This window comes from Paenibacillus monticola (genome assembly GCF_009664975.1).
Taxonomy (GTDB): Bacteria; Bacillota; Bacilli; order Paenibacillales; family Paenibacillaceae; genus Paenibacillus_AQ; species Paenibacillus_AQ monticola.
Genome location: NZ_WJXB01000002.1, coordinates 94,231 through 114,310 on the forward strand (window position 1 = coordinate 94,231; position 20,080 = coordinate 114,310).

Sequence of the window (20,080 nt, forward strand, 5' to 3'; positions counted from 1 at the left end):
GCATCGTACACATAGCTCGTCGCTTGAACTGCCCCACTATACAAAGTTTCAGTTACCGTTGTGATATATCCATTCTTGTCATAGCCATATTTGCAGAAGCTAAGTAGTTTAGGGCCGAAGGGAGGTTGAATTGTGAGGAAACAGCTTTATAACTCAGGGATAGTGTTAGTTAAACACATTCATCTCTGAAAGAAGTTGACAGCCATGATTCTTTTCATCCACCGTAAAGATTTACGCATACATAACCTCCCTGCTCTGGACGCCATCCGCTCAGCGCAGTGTTCCAGCCTGCATGTCCTTATACTCGATCCTTTCCTGTTGCGGAATGAACGAAATCTAGAACATAGCGGAGTTAATTTCCTCCAACATGTTGCTAGGCTGCAGAAGCAATATTCGCGTCTGGGCAAACAGCTGCATGTCTTGTACGGAGAGCCAGCCGTTGTGGTTAACCAACTGCTCCTTAAGTATCCGATCAAGGAGATCCTGTATCATGCGGACTATACCCCTTATGCCCTAAAGCGTGATCTTGAAATTCATAAGCTTGCCGATTCACTCAAAGTAAAACTAACTAGCTATGACGAAGCAACACTTGTGGATCTGCAAGATTTTGTAGACTGGAGCGGGCGGACAGAGCCCTACAAGGTATTCACCCCCTTTTATAGGCGCTGGCGAACCTATGTCACTGAACGATTTCATCCCTCATATTCCGCAACTCTTGAAGAATTAGAAACGGTTGAATTGACTCCTGGCCTTCTGGATTCCTTCCTCCCACCGGAAGAAATAAATAAGCAGCTTGAGGATATGCGTAATTCACTGGAAGCAGATGATGAGTACGGGGTGCTGATGCATACGCTAGACCATTTTCTTAGTGAGCAGTTGAACGGTTATTCGATTAGTCGTGACCAATATGCCAAGGAAGGTACCAGCCGAATTAGCCATCATCTGAATGCGGGTGCCCTATCTGTAAGAACAATATATGAACAGTTGATGAGCATGGATGGCGATACCGAGACTTGGCTGCGGCAGCTGGCCTGGCGTGATTTCTATATTTACCAAGCCCGGTTAGATCCAAACTTCTTCCGTTATGAGAACGTGTTCGATCAATCTGAGCTAAGTACGGAGCACTTCCAAGTATGGGCTGAGGGATGCACCGGGGTGCCGATCATCGATGCGGCCATGCGGCAGCTGAACGAAACCGGCTGGATGCCTAACCGGCTGCGGATGATTACGGCTATGTTTTTAACCAAAAATCTTGGATGTCCGTTTATGTATGGCGAACGCTATTTCCGCTTGAAGCTAAGCGATTACGACAATATACTGAACCGCGGCGGCTGGCTCTGGAGCTCATCACTCGGCTTTGACGCTTCTCCTTACTTTCGAGTAATGAATCCAGTGACCCAATCCCAGACTCATGATCCAGATGGAACCTATCTCCGGCGCTGGATGCCCGAGCTTGCACATCTGTCCAACAAGGAGATCCATCTCGCCCGGCCAGAAGCCATTGTAGATCTTAAGAGCTCACGTGCCCTTGCTATTGAGATTTATGGGCGGATTTTGAAAACAAAAAATATGGTGTGAGCATCCGTTTGTCACGTTTTTTGAAATGACAAGCATTCTAAAGTGTCTATCTTTCGGGTCTGGGTGGTAGCTTCACATTCAGTTTATATGTTTTTGATCGTGCAAAATCTCGCAAGGTACCCAACTATGTAGTTTCTCGCTATTTTTTCTACTATATCTTCATTTCTAACTAAGTCCTCAATACCCGCAGAGAGGATCTTCCACAACTGACTATTCGCAAAATGTTTATAGGGATGTTCCAATTAGGATGACAACTCCTTACTATCAATTATAAAGTCTAATAAGTCAGTAAATAAGCAATGAAATATAGTGACTTCACCATAAGGAATAAGTTCTAAATCAACATCTGGTACTTTATGCGACAAAATATCATTAGATAACATTCTATAATTCATTTGTTCTAAATAAGCATTTAATTTATTAATTAAATCCGCAATTTCTGGTTTTTCACTTAATCCTATTTTTTTAAAACTCCACTGATCTATATCCTCTGAGTAAGTAGTCTCCCTTATATAGTAACAATAATAATTAGAAATATAACTAATATAAAGCAGTAAATCCTCTCTTACTCCATTCAAACTTCGCATTAAATCAATATCATCATCTAAGATCAACTGATTCTTATGAAGTAATATTACAAACTCGTAACACGGATATTCCTCTACTTTTGACCAGTTTAACACTTCATAATTTTTTAATATTTCAATAATATCTTGGTATATCTTTTCTAGTGAACCTTCTTCCATAAATTCAATAAACGTTTTATATTTTGCGTCGTTTTGAGAAATCCCTCTTGGATATAAATCATATACTTCTGTCAATACCTCATTTAAATCAACCACTTCTCCCTCACCCGCTTTCAATTCTGATTGTAGATAATTAGACTGTATATGAAGAGCTTTTGTTGTATACAAATTCTAAACAGACGCAATGATCCTTCTACTTCCCCTCAGTAAAATAATTCTTTAATCCTATCCAAACGTCTTCTGTGACAAAATAAGTTTCAATAGCACTCCAACATTCCTCATTGTCAGTTCGTTTGTATTTAATCATTATCGAAATATTATCATCTCGCTTATCATAGTACCAATCTTGATAAATAACCGCTTCTCCAACCCCCAATTCAATGGAGTTTTCTATTTCAAGGCTTCCTTCACTATCGATTTTAGTTTGAGCAATATAACCTTCAATAACATAGATCAAATCTCCAATAAGGCTTTCATTTGATACACTCATAATAGTATCCTTTCTATTAATATTTCCATTTATTATTCTTCTTCACTATCGAAAAGCCTTCTTCTCCCGATATAGTTTAAATCGTTCTACGGTTATTTTATAATAAGTTGGTATCTGTTTGTCACGAGACTGATCCTGCTTCCTATTATTGCTCATCAGTAATCGCTAAAGGAGATAATACAATGTTTAATATACATAATCTAAGGTTTATATCCTTGTCTATCAGTGACTTGAAGCAAGGATTATTAGATTCTTTCAACCGTTATCAAGAGGTATCCTATGTCTGGAGAACCGTTGAGGGAGAAAGAAAATTAGTTTGGATGCCCTTTATTGACAATTGGGATCAGTCAACGAAGGATGAGATTATCGCAGAGAATTTTCATTTCTGTCTTAGCAATGGCGGCCGTGTGATTTGTGCGGAATACAACGGGGAAGTCATCGCCTTTGCGTCACTATTGCGTGATTTGTTTGGCAGCGAGCAGCAGTATGCGGATTTAATGCAGCTTCATGTTTCACATGAATTTCGCCATCTCGGGCTGGGAAGAAAGTTGTTTGATATGTGTGTAGAGCAAGCAGAACAGTGGGGAGCCTCGAAATTGTATATCTCAGCGCATTCATCGAAGGAGACACAGGCTTTTTACCGATCGATGGGTTGTGTGGATGCTTTAGAGGTAAATGAACATCATGTGGAGCTAGAACCCTTCGATTGTCAGTTGGAGTATGCTCTTTTGAGAAAATAGATTAAGAATTGAACTCCAATGGATCTCAGCATTCGCAACTCGCATATATAGACAAATAGCCCGCTGGGATACAGCAGGCTATTTGTATTTAATTCGTTTTATACTTCCTCTATAAGAGGCTTCATAGCTTAGTAACAACAATCCCACTCACAACCAACACTAAGCCTACAAGTGTTTTCCAGCTTGGAACTTCGGAGAAGAATATAAATGAAATGACGAGTAATGACACAATATCCAGAAGTTTAGAGCTGGAGACCACTAATGTATTACTGCCCAAATATTTATATCCATATTTAATTCCAAGGCCCAACAGGACATTAGCAAGAAAAACAATCGGCAATATATACAGCTGGTACTTTAACGTGTCTCCCAATGAGGCTCCCACATATTTAGTCTGAAAGGCGAAAATACCATTAATTAGAAAATAACCAAAAAACATAATTATCGAAGCATAAAACACTTACGTATCTCCATTCTCTACATTTTGTTTGTTATTCCGTGACGATACCATAGATCAGAACTGGTGGTTCTGAATGGTCGCCAATCCGAATATTCTCATATATTTTCGCTATAACGTCATTCACATTTTCTCGGTTAGCATGAATCGTTACTAGAGATTCTCCGACTTTTACGGAATCGCCCACTTTTTTGTTCAGCATAAGACCCACGGCTAGATCAATTGTCGATTCCTTCGTCGCCCGTCCAGCGCCCAACAACATCGCAGCGGTGCCAATTTCATCAGCTACAATTTCAGCTACAACGCCGTCTTGCTTGGCAGGTACTTCAATTAGGTATGACGCTTGTGGCAATTTCTCCGGATGATCCACTACTGATGGATCGCCACCTTGGTTCGCAATAAATTCTTTGAATTTAGTCAGAGCCTTGCCATTTGTCATAACTTCCTTTAACATAGCTTCGGCTTCTTCCAGTGAACTTGCTTTATTCGCTAAGAATACCATTTGACTGCCCAGTGCCAGGCACAGCTGCTCCAAATCTTTGGGACCTTTTCCTTGTAAGGTATCAATGGCCTCTTTCACTTCAAGCGAATTCCCAATAGCAAAACCAAGTGGCTGGCTCATGTCAGATATGACGGCCATGGTCTTGCGACCCACGTTATTTCCTATGCTTACCATAGCATGTGCCAATTCCTTGGCATCTTCCACGGTCTTCATAAATGCGCCAGCGCCTGTCTTCACATCGAGGACAATCGCATCAGCACCAGCAGCAATTTTCTTGCTCATAATAGAGCTAGCAATCAGTGGTATCGAATTGACGGTTGCAGTAACGTCACGCAGTGCATACAACTTCTTATCTGCAGGTGTAAGGTTGCCAGACTGGCCGATGACTGCAATTTTATCCTTATTCACCAAATTCACGAATTCTTCTTTACTAATCTCCACGTGGAACCCGGCAATAGCCTCTAATTTATCAATCGTTCCCCCAGTGTGACCCAGTCCCCGACCGGACATCTTCGCCACTGGAATATCCAGTGCAGCTACAAGTGGTGCTAAGACAAGGGTTGTAGTGTCGCCTACCCCGCCTGTTGAGTGTTTGTCCACTTTCACACCTTCAATGTCCGACAGATCAATCGTATCCCCAGAATTCACTATTGCCATCGTCAGGTCAGCCCGTTCACGCTCATTCATATCCTGGAAATAGATCGCCATCGCCAATGCACTCATCTGATAATCCGGAATCTCATCTTTCGTATATCCTTCTATAATGAAGTTAATTTCCTCTGTCAGCAATTCTTGTCCATCCCGTTTTTTCGCAATAAGATCTACCATTCTCATCCTTAACTTCTCCTCGTTGTTCTCTATTTTTTATGGCTCAAAGCCAAAATCAGCGGTTGACCTGTTGTGAGTAGTGCCGCTACGATTCGGAGGGTTCTTACTTCCCTCCGCTCCATCCGCACGTTTACTCAACCTCTGATTTTTAGATAAAGCCTTTTTCATTATATGAAATTATAGGGAAGCCACTGTATCAAGTGCTACTTCCATCATGTCGTTGAATGTGCTTTGCCGTTCTTCCGCTGTCGTCTCTTCCCCAGTCAATAAGTGATCACTTACGGTTAAAATAGTCAGGGCATTAACAGCATACTTTGCTGCCAATGTGTATAAGGCGGTTGTTTCCATTTCGACGCCCAGGACACCGTGATCCATTAGCTTTTGAACAATGGATTTGTCATCTCGATAGAAAGTATCTGAACAGAAAATATTCCCTACATGCATCTTTAAGCCTTTAGCCAGACCACGTTCATATGCGGCCTTTAGTAGTGTGAAGCTGGCAATCGGTGCATAATCATAACCACCAAAAACATGGCGGTTTACGCTGGAATCGGTGCATGCCGCTTGGGCCAGAATAACTTCACGAACATGGACACCCTCCTGCATTGCGCCACAAGTACCCACACGCACTAAGTTCTCCACACCATATTCCCGGATTAATTCATTGACGTAAATACTGATGGAAGGAACTCCCATACCCGTGCCTTGCACAGATATTCGCTGGCCTTGATAGGTACCGGTAAACCCTAACATCCCTCGAACCTGATTGTAGCAAATCACATCTTCCAGATAAGTCTCCGCAATAAATTTAGCTCGCAATGGATCTCCAGGTAATAATACCGTTTTAGCAATTTCTCCTTCTTTAGCTCCAATATGAACGCTCATATAAACTCTCCCTTTACAATCGTTATTTTAGATTAAGTTTAAAAACTATTTAATGAATAGTCCAGCCACGATTGCCGATAGAACACTTACTAATGTTGCCCCATAAAGTAATTTTAGACCAAAGCGAGCGACTACATTCCCTTGCTTCTCATTCAGACCTTTTACCGCACCAGCGATAATCCCGATGGACGAGAAATTCGCAAACGAGACTAAGAAGATGGACACAATACCCAGAGTACGGTTGGATAGGTTGGAATGCTTACTAAGCTCAAGCATAGCCACGAATTCATTCGAGACCATTTTAGTCGCCATAATACTTCCTGCTTCAACTGCTTCTTTCCAAGGAACACCCATAATAAAAGCGAAAGGTGCAAATAGGTAACCAAGTAATTGTTGAAAAGATACGCCGAAGATCCCGCTAAACAGCCCGTTTATCATCGCTATTAAGGCTACGAAACCAATCAACATGGCTGCCACCACAATGGCTACTTTGAAGCCATCCATGATATATTCCCCGAGCATCTCAAAAAAGGATTGCTTCTCTTCTTCCTGTACCTCTAGAATATCCTCATCTTTATCAACGATATAAGGGTTTAGAATAGAAGTAATGATAAACCCGCCGAACAAGTTAAGTACAAGCGCGGTTACGACATACTTGGGCTCTAGAATTTGCATGTATGATCCCACAATTGACATGGATACGGTAGACATGGCCGAAGCACATAATGTATACAGACGATGTTTCGGGAGCAATCCCATTTGTTTTTTGACGGAAATGAAGACCTCAGATTGGCCCAGCACTGCTGAAGCAACCGCATTATACGACTCCAATTGGCCCATTCCATTCACCTTGCTTAGCACTAGACCAATATATTTAATAATAAACGGTAACACTTTGATATACTGTAAAATTCCAATCAGAGCTGAAATAAATACGATCGGCAGTAGCACCGATATAAAGAATGAGAATTGCCCTTCGTTGAGGACCCCACCAAATACAAAATCAACGCCAGTAGCCGCGTAACCCAATAAATCCTCAAACGTGCTAGAAACACCTTGTATTAAGTAAGCTCCCACAAATGTATTTAATAATACAGCGGCTAAAATAACCTGCAAGATAATCATGATGATCAAGGGTCGATAGCGAATCTTCCTTTTATTGTTGCTGGCAAGGTAAGAAAGTCCAAAAACAATAAGCAGGCCTAGTACTGTAATTAAATATTTCATTGTATTTCTCCTAATAATCAATTGGATTCTAATGTAATGAATAATATAGAACGCTTACATAATGTTGGGATAATAACTCATGTAGTCAGGTCAGATCCGTAGAACGAAAGGCTCCTGGCAACAGCTGTTCCATTGTCCATTCCTCTGTGTTTCCATGAAGATTAGTTAAATATATCTTTGTATTCTCATCGCAGAATTCTGCTAATACTTGACGACAGGCACCACATGGAGAAACAGGTCCTTCCGTATCTGCTACCACGGCAATGGCTTCAATCACATGTTCCCCTTCGGAAACCGCTTTGAAAATAGCAGTCCGCTCTGCACAATTCGATAATCCATAGGAAGCGTTCTCAATATTACAACCTTTGTAAATGGTCTTACTACCGGTCAATACCGCTGCGCCAACAGCAAAATGGGAATAAGGGATATGAGCATGCTTACGGGCATCTATGGCTTCTTTAATCAATTGTTCTTTCATCGTTATCCCCCTGTAGTGCTACTCCATGTTGGAGCAGCACCGATATTCAAGCCTAATTAGTACGACGACGTGGATGACTGGCCTTCCATGATTTTCACGCCTGAACTGGCCCCAATTCTGGACGCACCTGCGGCAATCATTCGTTCCATATCTTCAAGATTACGAATACCTCCCGAAGCTTTGACGCCAATCTTGTCACCAACCACTTGACGCATCAGAGCCACATCCTCAGCAGTTGCACCTCCCGTCGAGAATCCCGTCGATGTCTTAACAAATTCCGCCCCAGCTTTAACGGATAATTGGCAAGCCAATTTCTTCTCTTCTAGTGTCAATAGACAAGCTTCAATAATTACTTTTACAAGTGCTTTACCCGTTGCGGCATCAACCACACCTTTAATATCTTGTACAACACAATCGTAATCTCCGTCTTTCAAAGCAGCGATGTTAATGACCACATCTACCTCTGTTGCTCCGCCTTCAATGGCATTCTTTGCTTCAAAAGCTTTGGTTGCGCTAGTGTTGGCTCCAAGTGGAAACCCGATCACTGTGCACACCTTTACTTTGCTATTCATCAACTGCTCTGCTGCGTAGGATACCCATGTTGGATTCACACATACGGATGCAAATTCATATTTTTTTGCTTCTTCGGTTAATATTGTGATCTCAGCTTTAGTTGCGTCTGCGCGTAAAAGCGTGTGATCAATTAGAGAGGATAAATTCAATTTCGTCACGTCACCTTTCTCTTATACAAATCTCTTTGGTGCATGTTCACAATAACATGCGATTGAACATTTGTAAAATCATTAATGAAATTATGTTCATGGCACTCCCATGTATTCACAAAAAAAACCTTCAAAACCATTATAAATGGCGTTGAAGGCTCTTATTTCGTCTTAGGTTAGGTGGAATCACAACTCTGCTTATCTTAATAAAGCTTGTGCCGTAAACAGATCTGTAATTAATATATTCGCATACTTTCCTGCGAGCGCAGCATGAATCGCTTCGATTTTACGCTGACCCCCCGCGACAAGAATGGATTTTTCTTTTTTACTCAACTCAGAAAGATCAATACCTACGGTACGATTATTGATTTCTTCACTACAGACTTTCCCTTGTGCGTCGAAAAACCGTGAGCAAATATCCCCTGCGCCGGTACGTCCAAGCAACTCCTGTTCTTCTTTATTAAAATAGCCCAGACGGAACAGCAATGCGTCTTCTTTTACAGTCCCCACTGTAAACACAGCGATATTGGCTTGTTTGCCCAATTCAATAATTCGCCCAATATGCCGGTCTTCCTCGACCATTTTTTTCACCTCGACACTATCAAAAATAACAGGTAAAGGTAAATAGCGGGCCATGGTTTGAAAGGCAACTGCAAATAAATTCACAATTTCAGCCGCATACGTATTCACTTGAGAATGGCTGACGCCTCCTTTTAATTGGACCACCTCCACACCTTTCACTGATTTAGATTGTAAATTGATCGCAACCGCATGCATGGTTGTGCCCCACGTAACACCGATGATATCGCCATCCTGCACAGTCTCATGAATAAATTCAGCCGCTTTTTTGCTGATATGCTTCTTAATTTCTTCATATTCGTTGAGTGGTGAATAACATAACTGCACCGTGTCTAATTGGTATTGCTTCTTCAGTTCACTGGCTAGAATATCCAAGTCCTCACTAGGGTCAATAATCTCAATTCTCACATAACCTTCATCTTTCGCATGCTGTAATAATCTGGAGACCGTAGGTCGAGATAAGCCCAATCGGTCAGCAATCTGCTGCTGACTATAATCAGATTGATAATAGAGCCGTGCCGCTTCGATGCTTAAGCGCTGTTTTTCAATATCCATTAGTAACCCACTCGCTCATTTTTATTTGGGCTAATCCCTACAACACCCAATTGCCTTTGCGGAAGACGGGTTCAATCGTTCCATCTGCCAGTTCACCATCAATATCAAGTTCAGCAGAGCCAATCATGAAATCAACATGTGTCAAGCTAACGTTCGCACCTCGTTCCAGTAGTTCTTCGCTGGTTAGACTCGTTCCACCTTCGATGTTGACCGGATAGGCGCTGCCGAGCGCGAAATGGCAGGAGGCATTCTCATCAATCCCGGTATTATAGAATACGCGATTTAGACGCGAGATCGGCGAATCATGCTGCACCAATGCCATCTCACCAAGGTAAGAAGCTCCCTCATCCGTTTCCAGTAGTGACGTTAAATGCTCACGGCCGGATTCAGCGTCATAGGAGACTACCTTCCCATCCTTAAAAGTAAGCGAAATACCGTCCACCAATCGTCCGTTCAAATTAAGGGGAAGCGTGCTGCTGACTGTACCGTTAACCCCAGTGCGGTGTGGCATAGTATAGATCTCTTCGGTAGGCATATTTGCTACAAAATAGACTCCACTCGCATTCTCGCCCCCGCCTCCACGCCATAAATGGCCTTCTGGCATCTCCACATGCAGATCCGTTCCTGGCGCACGGTAATGCAGGCTCTTATAACGTTTAGCGTTCATGCGGTCCTGACTTTCTTTCAGATGGCCGATATGCTCACGCCAGGCTGCTACTGGATCTTCACTGCCTACGCGGTTCATCTGGAATACAGCTTCCCACATTGCATCTACCCGCTCACCTTCCGGGAGATCACTAAATACCTTGTTAGCCCAAGCACGTGTTGGAGCCTTGATGAGCGACCAGCTGATCTTATTATTCCGTGTATAACCTTGGTAATCCTTGCGTGCTACGGCAGCAGCTTTAACTGCTGTTGATACTTTGGAGGAATCAATCCCTTGAAACAACTCAGGGTCTGGTACTTTAATATGTAAAACAGCTCCATGCTCTTCGGCGAACTGCACCAGCATATCTGCCTGCCACTGTGGATAATAACCAAAAGAGTCCTCTGGCGCTTTCTCGTAACGAATGCGAGTAACGACCTCGTCCTCCCACTCCACTATTACATATTTGGCGCCTGCTTCATAAGCCTTGCCGACAATCAGGCGGGTAAGCTCTACCGTTTCCAAGGGTGCATAGATCATCAGCACTTGGCCAGGCTGGATATTAACTCCAACTTTCACAACCAAATTTGCATATTTCTCCAGCATAACATCAAACTCTTTCATAACTTTTCTTCCTCCATCTCATTCGTTTTCGATTCTCGTTGAGCTACTCCTACTATTTTAGCGCAAAATACGAGCAGTTGCGATTCCAAGCACATAATTCTCCTACTATTTTCCCTCCAGCAACTTCCCTGTATAAACACCTGCATCGTCTGAATCAACCTCTATTGTAGCAGTCCCGACCACTTGATTATTTTTATAAGCGATCAGCGTGATTTGACAATCCTCAGACCTATACTCCAGAGGTGACCAATAAATTGTATCTCCAGTTTCTATAGCCAGCTTTTGCCCTTTGTTATATACATGATAGTCAGGCGGATTCCACATAAGCAAACTCCCCTCTGTGACACTCACCTGAATCTCATTCGATCCTACAGCTGTAATTAACATGGGGAACCCTGGTGCACGGCTATTGGTCATCCGATAATCTCCCATTAGGAACTGCACATTCGGCTTCACCACAATAGGATTACCGTCCGCGGCATAAACTGTCACTGCAAATAAATCGACGAAGGCCTGTAACTGTCCTTGCTTAGAAGGATCTGCTGTATTTTGCAATGAAAAAAGAATGCCAAACAAAGCAAAAATTATCACGAAGCCTGCTACGACAGCTTTCCTTTTAAACTTATAACGGCCTTTATATATACTTATTCTGCTTGATTTCTGCGTCGTGTTTACGTATTTATTCATCCTGTATCCCTCCCAACACTTAACAAATCCATGCTACGCGCTTTTTCTTTTTTCCATTATACAACAAACCCAGTACTAGGTTCTGGGCCGGGTACTGGGGTTTTCCACAGAAACTGTATGCGTATTGCAGGGCTCTCGAAATCTGGGTTAATGTTTAAATATTATTCAAACATTATTACAATAACTTCTCCCAGCTTAAAGGAGTTCCAATTTGTAAATCTCTTTTTATTTGCTTTCCTAAAAGTAGATCATAGTATTTTGGGTCTAGACCAAATCCTGGACGAATCACTTTTATATTTTCCATTGTCAACACTTCGCCAGCTTGTATATCCTTTGAAATATAAATCGATCGTCTGAACTGAAGTGAATTTATTTCCTCCTTTGTTGGACCGATGAAAACCCCACCCAATGACCTCCAAGCTGCATCCGTCTCTTTCACGAGTACCGCAAATTCTTCAGGCTCCAAGGAAAAAGCAGAATCAACCCCGCCTTCATCACGGTTAAGTGTAAAATGTTTTTCAATTACTGTGCTGCCAAGTGCTACACTTGCAACAGCTACTCCAACCCCCAATGTATGGTCTGATAGACCAACCTGACAATGAAATACATCTCTTAAATACGGAATCGTATTTAGATTCGAGCTCTCGGGTGAAGCTGGATAGCTACTCGTGCATTTTAATAAAATGAAATCATCGCAGCATGGATGCGACTTTTCTTAATAAAGGGATATCATTATTTTCGAAGGAGGCAATCTTGTAGCAAGCAACATCAAGGGTTTCTAAAAATTCAATTTTTTTCTACGGTATAATAAACATCTTTAATATGGTCATAATTTGCTGCAATTTGCCGTAAAGTATCATTAGCTTTTAAATCAGCGGCAATTACTGTATCAAAATGCTGACTAATTCGAATCAATTCACTTTTGTTTTCGTAAAATATAAAATGAACCGCTTGATGTGGATATATTGTTGTAAGATATTCTTTAAAATGAAAAGGTACAGCCAATTTTAGAAGTATATTATCTCTATACATTCTTTTTGTTTCTTTTATCATCGTTTCAAGGTTGCTATTTTCTCCCAGGTCAAAGTAGAAAAGCAAAATAGCCCTATTGTAATCATACATACATCTGTTATTAATTAGCGCTAGATCAATTTCTTCCCTTATTCTTGCAAGTTCAATGTTATTTTTTATTTCAGTGTAATGATGTTTAACAATTGTTGGTGTATGTTTTTCCCGTAGAAGTCTCCCTGCATTTTTCCTTTTCTCGTTTTTTTCTTCAGTATTATAACTTTTGGATTTATAATGATAAATATAGCAATCATCGGCAACCTTTAGTTTAAACCCTGCATTGACTGCCCGAATACAATAATCATCCTCTCCCCCATAGCAAGGAAAGTTTATTTCATCCTGATCACCTATTTTTTCAATGACGGAACGGTTAATCATATAACAAAACCCATTCACATGATTAACAACTGGAAATATTCTTTTTGATTGTTGTTCTATAAAATATGCCATTTGTTCAATGGTTAGCTCTTTACCTCCTAATTTTTCCAATTCGTTTACCGTGCCTCCATTTCCATTAACATCCTTAGGTACTGACTGATAGCTGGCCGAATTTGATAAAGGTCCAACAATCCCTGTACTGCTTTCAGATTCCATACAATCCATCAGTTTTTCTAACCAATGAATAGATACAATTGTGTCACTATTTAATAACACACAATATTTTGATGTAAACAATTTCAGTCCTTGATTTGATGCAATTGTGTAATCAGTCTTTGAGTTATTAGTTTTTAATTTACAATCATATTTCCTTGCGAAAGAAGCTAAATAGTCTTTTGTTTCTTTTTCACTCCCACTATCCACAATGATTAAATTGAATGGAATGGTTTTTTTTGCTATCAAGGATTCTAAGCACAATTTGACATACTCCAACGCGTTATATACACAGACTATTACATCTATAGTATGTGATCTGTTTAAATTACCACTTTCCAATAATCTCACCTCTACCTCTATTTTTTTCTCCCTTTTAAAGGCTAAAAGTTCATTCTATATAAGCGATTTCGCATTTTAATAATTTCTGGACGTCTTTTTGAAAGACTTAATGATTCAACAATAAAAGTTGAATTAGCAGTTGGAATTAGTTCATGCTTAAACCCCTGTGAATAAGTGCGTTTAAATATTTCTTGTGTTGCCCCACCATATTCATCAACACGCTCACAGAACATGCCAGCTCTTATTAGATCATTTCGGTAAACACAGGAGAAGTTCTCAACAAATCCTTTTATTATTCCTTTGGTACCAAATAACCATTTTTTAGGCATTAGATTTTTGACAAATTCACTAATAGCATTGGAATGCATACTTATACGCTGATCGCAAAATACTAAAATATCACCACTTGCCTCTATTATCCCTACATTACGAGCTCTAGCTAGCCCATAATCATTTTCCTTTCGGGATGTGTTTCGATATACAACTGGAAAAGAGACTGAACGTGCAAATTCCTCTATTACTGACTGATTTTCACTATTCGGATTGTCATCACAGATAATTAACTCTTTATTAACATAATCTTGGGCAGCTATAGATTGTAAACAATTAAGTATTGCATGATTATATTCATAAATTGTTACAATTACAGAGACTGGGGTTCCAGGAAAAAGGGACCTGTAAAGCTTTTGATAATTGTATGCTCTGCGTTCGTCTGCTTGTTTTGAGCCAATTTGCCAAGCTCTCTCACGCATAACTAAGAGCTCTTGCTCGTTGCTCAGAAGATTCTCAATAGCATTTGTCAATGAAGCGACATCATTTAATGGTGACTCTAATAATCGCATACTATTCTTTTTGTTAAGTTCTGGCACATGTCCGACTAAACGGGAAAGAATTGGCACCCCAGAGATCATGGCCTCTAATATTGAAACAGGTCCAATCTCACTTTCATCCGAGTTACAAACGTATAAGGTAGATTGATAATACAATTGTTGAAGTTCTTCCTTACTCATCTCTTGTCGGTAAGTAACACGTCCAGTTTCTAACACTTTATTTAAATAGCTTTCATCCGATTTTCGACCAACCAATAAAAGGTTTAGCCCAAGGTTACGGCATGCAACTGCTACTTCAAAAATTCCCTTTTCTTGCTTTATTTCATCGGTAACCATAATCAAATTTTTATTATTCGTCCACTTGTCATTAAAAGTCCAGAAATTAGTATCCACTGTTAAAGAAATAAACACGCTGCCCCGTATTCTTCTTTGCAACGTTTTATTTAAAGAGACTACTTTATCAAACATGCTATATTGACTGTTATTTAGATAATCAGGAATATGGTTGGTTAATATTTTTTTCTTTTCTGAAAGCCAGGAATACCTGTTTAATAGCAAAAGCGCAATATGAGGATGTTGAAAATCAATAATGTCTGCATCCTTAGCGTATTTTTCGAATCGCATAAGTTGAGAAGTACTTGGGGTTGTAGGATGTACATCGAAAACTTGGTAATCATAGCGATCCATATAGGGCAATAAACCATTAGCTAAATAATCTATATCTGAACCGATCTGGTCAATTACGCTAACTATTTTTAACAAAATTATATCCCATCCTTTCCTCCCACTATAAAATAATAAATGCTCTTGTTTACTCACTCGTTCTTAGATTTGCGCGAGTAGATTTTCCACTCACATCCTCAATTAACTTATGTCTCAAATTTAATCATTGTCACTTAATTTGAAAGAAAAGGCTACTGATTGTATCTATTCCCCCCGGCCACATCAGCGGGTATATCTTAAAAATTTTGCTGGGTTACCAACAACTACATTGTTTTTCGGAACATCACGCAAAACGGCACTATTCATCCCAACAAGTGAAAAATCACCTATTGATACATTTTGTTTTATTGAGCTATTTGTTCCTATATAGCATGATTTACCAATTGCAACAACACCGGAAATACAAACTCCACCAGCAATACAGGAGTAATCGCCGATAATATCATCGTGACTTATCACTGTATTTGGAAGGATAATTACATGCTCACCAATTTTAACATTTGATGTAATCGTGACATTCTGGAAAATAACCGTACCCCGACCAATATCAGACATTTTTGATATATGGGCAGTAGGATGAATAATAGTTTCGAATTTTTCGATACCGACTTTCGTCTTTGCTAGAATAGATTCTTTTTCCCAAAAATTCCGAGGACTTCCTATACCGTTCACAATAAAATGCGATGGAGGAAGATCTTTGGCAGTGGGAAGCGGGCCAAGAATGGGTAACCCTGCAATCCTTTGTCCCCAATGATCTGGGTTATCATCAAGAAATCCGACACATTCATATTTTAATTGAATAGCATTAATGTCATTTATTGTATCCAAAATATCAATACAGTTTCCACCTGTACCTAAGATAACAATGGGTCTGATTGTCATTATTACACACTCCTTGAAAGTCTATTAGTTATATTAATGTATGAGACATTAAAAATGTGTTTAATCGGAAATTCCATTCATGTCTATGGAATGTTAAACATCCAATGCATAATATAATTTTGAAACTTGTAGATAGATTTGTCATGAGCTGATTGTATTGACTAATTTGAAAGGAGTAACTTATGGAAAAACTCAAGATATTATATATTAGCCGTGATTTTTCCAAAAAGACAGAAAGACATCCATATTATCTCTCTCAGGCATTGTCTAAGGTAATCGATTTAGTGCTATGGAGTGAGCCAGGGGATATTCAAAATATCCTGAATCATATCAGGTTTAGGCCGGATTTTATATTGATCAATGATCCGGTTGACAATCGTTCTCCCGTCATCACTGGACTCTCCTCTCTTAATATCCCATTCGGTGTTTTCATGTATGATCTTCATCGACTCGTGCAAGAACGCATCCTTTTTATTGAGCAGAATCATGTTCCATATATTTTTACACTTTGTCGAGATTACTTTATAAATAGGTATCCCAAATATCTCCAAATAATGAGGTGGCTGCCTCACTTTGCCAATGAAGAGGTCTTTAAAGATTATGGGTTACCTAAAGACATCGATTGTTTAATGATGGGGGTAGCAAGGAGGTATTATCCGTTAAGAAAAATCATGTATGATGCTTTAATAGATAAGCCTTTTTTTGTTTATCATCCACACCCTGGTTACGAAAACCAGGATGAAACCAGGAAAAATATTATTATAGGAGAAAAATATGCTAAGGAAATTAATCGAGCAAAATTATTTTTAACATGTGATTCAACCTTCCATTATCCATTAGCAAAGTATTTTGAAGTTCCGGCTTGCAACACTCTTTTGCTTGCGCCACCCTTAAAAGAGCTAGAGGATATAGGATTTATACCAGATGTACACTTTGCCTCTATTAATGAAAAGAATTTTTTGGAAAAGATTGAGTTCTATTTAACCCATGATCAAGAACGGGCAAAGATGGCAAATGAAGGTTATAAAATGGTTCATACAAAACATTCAGCGACGGTACGTGCCTTAGAGTTAGTAGATATGATTAAGGGTATCTTAGGTACTCACAATTGATATAAGAAAGCGGGGATGCAAATGTTCGATAGATTTAGAGAGAATGCAAATATAGGTGAACTGGTCGTAATTCAGGAGGGTGTCGTATTAGGAAAAAACGTTTCTATCGGGCATCATACGGCTATTTTGGGAAATACCCGAATTGGGGATAACGTAACGATAGGATCTCACTGTATTATCGGGGTTTATCCCGGTGGAAATGCAAATATGCGAAAAACGGAGACTACTTTACCTCCACTTGAGATCAAATCTAATGTCAAAATAGGAAATCATGTTTCGATTTACACGGGAACTATAATCTCTGAAGAAGCATTCATTGGGGATCAAGCAAGTATCCGTGAAAAAGTACGGATTGGAACGAATACTGTCATAGGTCGAGGTGCCATGGTTGAATTAAATACATCAATTGGTTCGCATTGCACCATCCAAACCTTAGCTTATGTTACGGCAGATACTACGATTGAAGATCACGTCTTCATTGGTCCATGCGTTTCCATGTCCAATGATAAATATATGGGAGCAAAAGAATTTACATTGAGAGGTCCTTATATTAAGGAAGGAGCAAAAATAGGGAATAATGCATCATTGTTACCTGCCATCATTATAGGTAGGAATACTGTGGTTGGTGCAGGGGCCGTTGTGACAAAAAATGTGCCGGATTTTGAGACAGTTGTAGGAAACCCAGCAAGAAAAGTACCGGATAAAAATACCTTGTAAAGGATTGAAAACAAATGATACCTCAATTGGATTTGAAGGCGGAATACGAGAGTGTAAAGGATGAGATACAGAAGTCAGTTCATGAAGTTCTGGAAAGTGGATCTTATGTTCTAGGGGATAAAGGAAAGCAAATTGAAAAATTGTTATCCGAATACGTAGGGACCTCTTATGGCATTGGGGTTGCGAATGGGACAGATGCACTCCTTCTTTCATTGGAAGCCATGTCTATTGGGGATGGAGATGAAGTCATTACTCCCCCCTTTACCTTCTTTGCCACAGCAGAGGTTATTGCTCGTGTCAGAGCAAAGCCCGTTTTCGTCGATATTGATCCCATAACCTATAATATGAACCCCGCTTTGATTGAACAAGCGATAACAAAAAAAACGAAAGCAATTATGGTTGTACACCTTTTTGGACAATCGGCAGATATGGAAAAGATTATGGAAATAGCGAAAAAATATCGTTTAAAGGTTATTGAGGATGCATGCCAATCCATCGGAGCCACTTTTAATGGAAAAAAAGTAGGCTCATTTGGTGATACAGGTTGTTTTTCGTTTTTCCCTTCCAAAAATCTTGGAACATATGGAGATGGAGGTATGGTAGTAACGAGTGATAAGGATTTATATGAAAAAATTAAAGTATTGAGAAATCATGGAAGCGAAAAAAAATATGTACATTCTGATATCGGTTTAAACAGTCGGTTAGATGAAATCCAAGCAGCCATATTAGAAGTGAAATTGAAGAGACTAGATGATTGGAATCAAAAAAGGAGAGAAATTGCGAACCGCTACTCAGAAAAGTTGATAGGTTTGGTTAAAACCCCTATTACAGTGAAGAATCGGGAACACGTCTTTCACCAATACAGCATTGAAACAGACAATCGCGACGAATTAGCCTCATACCTAAACCATAGAAAAATTGCTACAGGTATCTATTATCCCCTCCCCCTTCATCTTCAACCTGCCTTCCATGGACTCCATTATCAAAAAGGAGACTTTCCAATAGCAGAAAAGGTTTCGGAAAAAATCCTGGCCCTGCCGCTTTATCCAACGTTAAAAGAATACGAACAAGATTATGTAATATCCTCAATTAAAGAATTTAAGGGTGATAGTAATGGAATTAATTAATATTGGGGTAGCCGGAGTCGGAATTATGGGCATGAATCATTGCCGAACCCTGGATAAGATGAAAAATGTCCATTTTGTTGGTGTTTATGATAACGATATGAAACAGTGCCTGAAAATAGCTAAGGAGTACGATGTTTGTCCTTTTTCGTCATTTAGTGAATTATTAAAAAAAGTGGATGCAGTAATCATTTCTGTTCCAACCAGTTTACATTTCACTTTCATCCAACAGGCATTGCAGGAAGAAAAACATGTTTTGGTTGAGAAACCATTCGTCAGTTCGATGAAAGAGGCGGAACAAATCAAACCATTAATCAAGGCTAAGAATGTCATTGTTCAGGTAGGGCATGTGGAAAGATTCAATCCGGTAATCCAACAGCTAAACAAAATTATTAATCGCCCCAAAATGATTTCCATTGAAACGAGGCGATTAGGGGCCCTCAACCGAGTGATTGACATAGATGTTATTTTTGACCTTATGATCCATGACATTGATATTGTCTTAAGTTTGGTCGGAAGTCCGATTCAAAGCCTTTCTGCGGTAGGTTATAGCCTGACAGAATCTGGGCAGATGGATGTGGCTAATGCTGTGCTTACTTTCAAAAATGGGGTCATAGCAAATCTGGTAGCCAACCGCTTATCTCAGGAAAAAGTAAGGACGTTGACGATCACCGAAAGAGATCGGTTGATCAAATCTGACTATATGACCAAAGAGTTATTTATCTATCAAAAAGTGGATTCTGTTATAGAAAAAAATCTATCCTACCGACAAGAAAGTATAGTTGAAAAGATCATCGTTCCCAACACTGAACCCCTTTTTGCTGAAATCGATCATTTTGTGCAATCCATTCAAATGAAGCAATGTTCCATTGTAGGACCTGAAGAAGCATCCCAAGCCTTGGAAGTCGCACAGATGATTAGAGCATACATCGAGGGGAACAAGTAAC

At 39.8% G+C, this 20,080-nt stretch carries 20 protein-coding genes and 1 pseudogene; 6 read left to right on the forward strand and 15 right to left on the reverse strand.

The features are described 5' to 3' along the window. Positions 1 to 204: 204 nt before the first annotated feature. Positions 205 to 1,578 carry a cryptochrome/photolyase family protein gene (locus tag GJB61_RS04865; protein WP_154117363.1) on the forward strand — a complete coding sequence of 458 codons (1,374 nt, stop codon included), beginning with the start codon at positions 205 to 207 and terminating at the stop codon, positions 1,576 to 1,578. Between the two features lie 242 nt (positions 1,579 to 1,820). Here GJB61_RS04865 and GJB61_RS04870 read toward each other — a convergent pair whose 3' ends face one another. Together GJB61_RS04870 and GJB61_RS04875 are read right to left on the reverse strand one after the other, a co-directional pair. Then, positions 1,821 to 2,492: a hypothetical protein gene (locus GJB61_RS04870; RefSeq protein ID WP_195724244.1), complete on the reverse strand. Its 672-nt coding sequence runs from the start codon at positions 2,490 to 2,492 to the stop codon at positions 1,821 to 1,823. A 25-nt stretch (positions 2,493 to 2,517) separates the two neighbouring features. Further along, positions 2,518 to 2,814, reverse strand: coding sequence for a hypothetical protein (locus tag GJB61_RS04875; RefSeq protein ID WP_154117365.1), 297 nt, complete (start codon positions 2,812 to 2,814; stop codon positions 2,518 to 2,520). Positions 2,815 to 2,996: 182 nt separating this feature from the next. On the opposite strand from GJB61_RS04875, the gene GJB61_RS04880 reads away from it, so the two are divergent. Beyond that, positions 2,997 to 3,554, forward strand: coding sequence for a GNAT family N-acetyltransferase (locus tag GJB61_RS04880; protein WP_154117366.1), 558 nt, complete (start codon positions 2,997 to 2,999; stop codon positions 3,552 to 3,554). A gap of 121 nt (positions 3,555 to 3,675) precedes the next feature. Here GJB61_RS04880 and GJB61_RS04885 read toward each other — a convergent pair whose 3' ends face one another. From GJB61_RS04885 to GJB61_RS04945, 13 genes and pseudogenes are all read right to left on the reverse strand, one after another. After that, a complete protein-coding gene (locus GJB61_RS04885; protein ID WP_195724245.1) occupies positions 3,676 to 3,993 on the reverse strand; it encodes a hypothetical protein in 318 nt (105 codons plus the stop codon). 52 nt (positions 3,994 to 4,045) lie between these two features. Continuing rightward, positions 4,046 to 5,347, reverse strand: coding sequence for a pyrimidine-nucleoside phosphorylase (locus tag GJB61_RS04890; protein ID WP_154117368.1), 1,302 nt, complete (start codon positions 5,345 to 5,347; stop codon positions 4,046 to 4,048). A gap of 171 nt (positions 5,348 to 5,518) precedes the next feature. After that, positions 5,519 to 6,226: a purine-nucleoside phosphorylase gene (gene deoD, locus GJB61_RS04895; RefSeq protein WP_154117369.1), complete on the reverse strand. Its 708-nt coding sequence runs from the start codon at positions 6,224 to 6,226 to the stop codon at positions 5,519 to 5,521. Between the two features lie 45 nt (positions 6,227 to 6,271). Continuing rightward, positions 6,272 to 7,453: a NupC/NupG family nucleoside CNT transporter gene (locus GJB61_RS04900; protein ID WP_154117370.1), complete on the reverse strand. Its 1,182-nt coding sequence runs from the start codon at positions 7,451 to 7,453 to the stop codon at positions 6,272 to 6,274. Between the two features lie 85 nt (positions 7,454 to 7,538). Continuing rightward, complete coding sequence (locus tag GJB61_RS04905; RefSeq protein WP_154117371.1) at positions 7,539 to 7,931, reverse strand: cytidine deaminase; 393 nt, start codon at positions 7,929 to 7,931, stop codon at positions 7,539 to 7,541. Between the two features lie 56 nt (positions 7,932 to 7,987). Beyond that, a complete protein-coding gene (deoC, locus tag GJB61_RS04910) occupies positions 7,988 to 8,653 on the reverse strand; it encodes a deoxyribose-phosphate aldolase (protein WP_154118119.1) in 666 nt (221 codons plus the stop codon). 198 nt (positions 8,654 to 8,851) lie between these two features. Continuing rightward, positions 8,852 to 9,787, reverse strand: coding sequence for a sugar-binding transcriptional regulator (locus tag GJB61_RS04915; protein ID WP_154117372.1), 936 nt, complete (start codon positions 9,785 to 9,787; stop codon positions 8,852 to 8,854). A gap of 37 nt (positions 9,788 to 9,824) precedes the next feature. Then, complete coding sequence (locus tag GJB61_RS04920; RefSeq protein WP_154117373.1) at positions 9,825 to 11,057, reverse strand: aminopeptidase; 1,233 nt, start codon at positions 11,055 to 11,057, stop codon at positions 9,825 to 9,827. A gap of 105 nt (positions 11,058 to 11,162) precedes the next feature. Then, positions 11,163 to 11,744, reverse strand: coding sequence for a hypothetical protein (locus GJB61_RS04925; RefSeq protein WP_154117374.1), 582 nt, complete (start codon positions 11,742 to 11,744; stop codon positions 11,163 to 11,165). A gap of 175 nt (positions 11,745 to 11,919) precedes the next feature. After that, a pseudogene (locus GJB61_RS04930) lies at positions 11,920 to 12,535 on the reverse strand (N-acetylneuraminate synthase family protein); the annotation flags it as partial. Further along, on the reverse strand, positions 12,531 to 13,754 hold the full coding sequence (locus tag GJB61_RS04935) for a glycosyltransferase family 2 protein (RefSeq protein WP_338115676.1): 1,224 nt from the start codon (positions 13,752 to 13,754) through the stop codon (positions 12,531 to 12,533). The pseudogene GJB61_RS04930 and the gene GJB61_RS04935, both read right to left, overlap by 5 nt. Positions 13,755 to 13,786: 32 nt before the next feature. Further along, on the reverse strand, positions 13,787 to 15,394 hold the full coding sequence (locus GJB61_RS04940) for a glycosyltransferase (RefSeq protein WP_195724246.1): 1,608 nt from the start codon (positions 15,392 to 15,394) through the stop codon (positions 13,787 to 13,789). Between the two features lie 126 nt (positions 15,395 to 15,520). Continuing rightward, positions 15,521 to 16,180 carry an acetyltransferase gene (locus tag GJB61_RS04945; RefSeq protein ID WP_154117377.1) on the reverse strand — a complete coding sequence of 220 codons (660 nt, stop codon included), beginning with the start codon at positions 16,178 to 16,180 and terminating at the stop codon, positions 15,521 to 15,523. A gap of 182 nt (positions 16,181 to 16,362) precedes the next feature. Between GJB61_RS04945 and GJB61_RS04950 the strand changes: the two genes are divergently transcribed. From GJB61_RS04950 to GJB61_RS04965, 4 genes are read left to right on the forward strand one after another with little or no spacing between them, the layout of a single operon-like run. Continuing rightward, on the forward strand, positions 16,363 to 17,292 hold the full coding sequence (locus GJB61_RS04950) for a glycosyltransferase family protein (protein ID WP_154117378.1): 930 nt from the start codon (positions 16,363 to 16,365) through the stop codon (positions 17,290 to 17,292). Between the two features lie 21 nt (positions 17,293 to 17,313). Further along, a complete protein-coding gene (locus tag GJB61_RS04955; protein ID WP_229521485.1) occupies positions 17,314 to 18,009 on the forward strand; it encodes an acyltransferase in 696 nt (231 codons plus the stop codon). A 14-nt stretch (positions 18,010 to 18,023) separates the two neighbouring features. After that, entirely contained in the window at positions 18,024 to 19,136 is a 1,113-nt protein-coding gene (locus GJB61_RS04960) for a DegT/DnrJ/EryC1/StrS family aminotransferase (RefSeq protein WP_154117380.1), read from the forward strand. Beyond that, complete coding sequence (locus GJB61_RS04965; RefSeq protein ID WP_154117381.1) at positions 19,123 to 20,079, forward strand: Gfo/Idh/MocA family protein; 957 nt, start codon at positions 19,123 to 19,125, stop codon at positions 20,077 to 20,079. Before GJB61_RS04960 ends, GJB61_RS04965 begins: the two co-directional genes overlap by 14 nt. Position 20,080 lies beyond the last annotated feature (1 nt).

Coding starts and splice junctions, on each gene's coding strand:
- GJB61_RS04865 (WP_154117363.1), top strand. CDS start 205: ATGATTCTTTTCATCCACCGTAAAGATTTACGCATACATAACCTCCCT.
- GJB61_RS04875 (WP_154117365.1), bottom strand. CDS start 2,814: ATGAGTGTATCAAATGAAAGCCTTATTGGAGATTTGATCTATGTTATT.
- GJB61_RS04880 (WP_154117366.1), top strand. CDS start 2,997: ATGTTTAATATACATAATCTAAGGTTTATATCCTTGTCTATCAGTGAC.
- GJB61_RS04885 (WP_195724245.1), bottom strand. CDS start 3,993: ATGTTTTTTGGTTATTTTCTAATTAATGGTATTTTCGCCTTTCAGACT.
- GJB61_RS04890 (WP_154117368.1), bottom strand. CDS start 5,347: ATGAGAATGGTAGATCTTATTGCGAAAAAACGGGATGGACAAGAATTG.
- deoD (WP_154117369.1), bottom strand. CDS start 6,226: ATGAGCGTTCATATTGGAGCTAAAGAAGGAGAAATTGCTAAAACGGTA.
- GJB61_RS04900 (WP_154117370.1), bottom strand. CDS start 7,453: ATGAAATATTTAATTACAGTACTAGGCCTGCTTATTGTTTTTGGACTT.
- GJB61_RS04905 (WP_154117371.1), bottom strand. CDS start 7,931: ATGAAAGAACAATTGATTAAAGAAGCCATAGATGCCCGTAAGCATGCT.
- GJB61_RS04915 (WP_154117372.1), bottom strand. CDS start 9,787: ATGGATATTGAAAAACAGCGCTTAAGCATCGAAGCGGCACGGCTCTAT.
- GJB61_RS04920 (WP_154117373.1), bottom strand. CDS start 11,057: ATGAAAGAGTTTGATGTTATGCTGGAGAAATATGCAAATTTGGTTGTG.
- GJB61_RS04925 (WP_154117374.1), bottom strand. CDS start 11,744: ATGAATAAATACGTAAACACGACGCAGAAATCAAGCAGAATAAGTATA.
- GJB61_RS04945 (WP_154117377.1), bottom strand. CDS start 16,180: ATGACAATCAGACCCATTGTTATCTTAGGTACAGGTGGAAACTGTATT.
- GJB61_RS04950 (WP_154117378.1), top strand. CDS start 16,363: ATGGAAAAACTCAAGATATTATATATTAGCCGTGATTTTTCCAAAAAG.
- GJB61_RS04955 (WP_229521485.1), top strand. CDS start 17,314: ATGTTCGATAGATTTAGAGAGAATGCAAATATAGGTGAACTGGTCGTA.
- GJB61_RS04960 (WP_154117380.1), top strand. CDS start 18,024: ATGATACCTCAATTGGATTTGAAGGCGGAATACGAGAGTGTAAAGGAT.
- GJB61_RS04965 (WP_154117381.1), top strand. CDS start 19,123: ATGGAATTAATTAATATTGGGGTAGCCGGAGTCGGAATTATGGGCATG.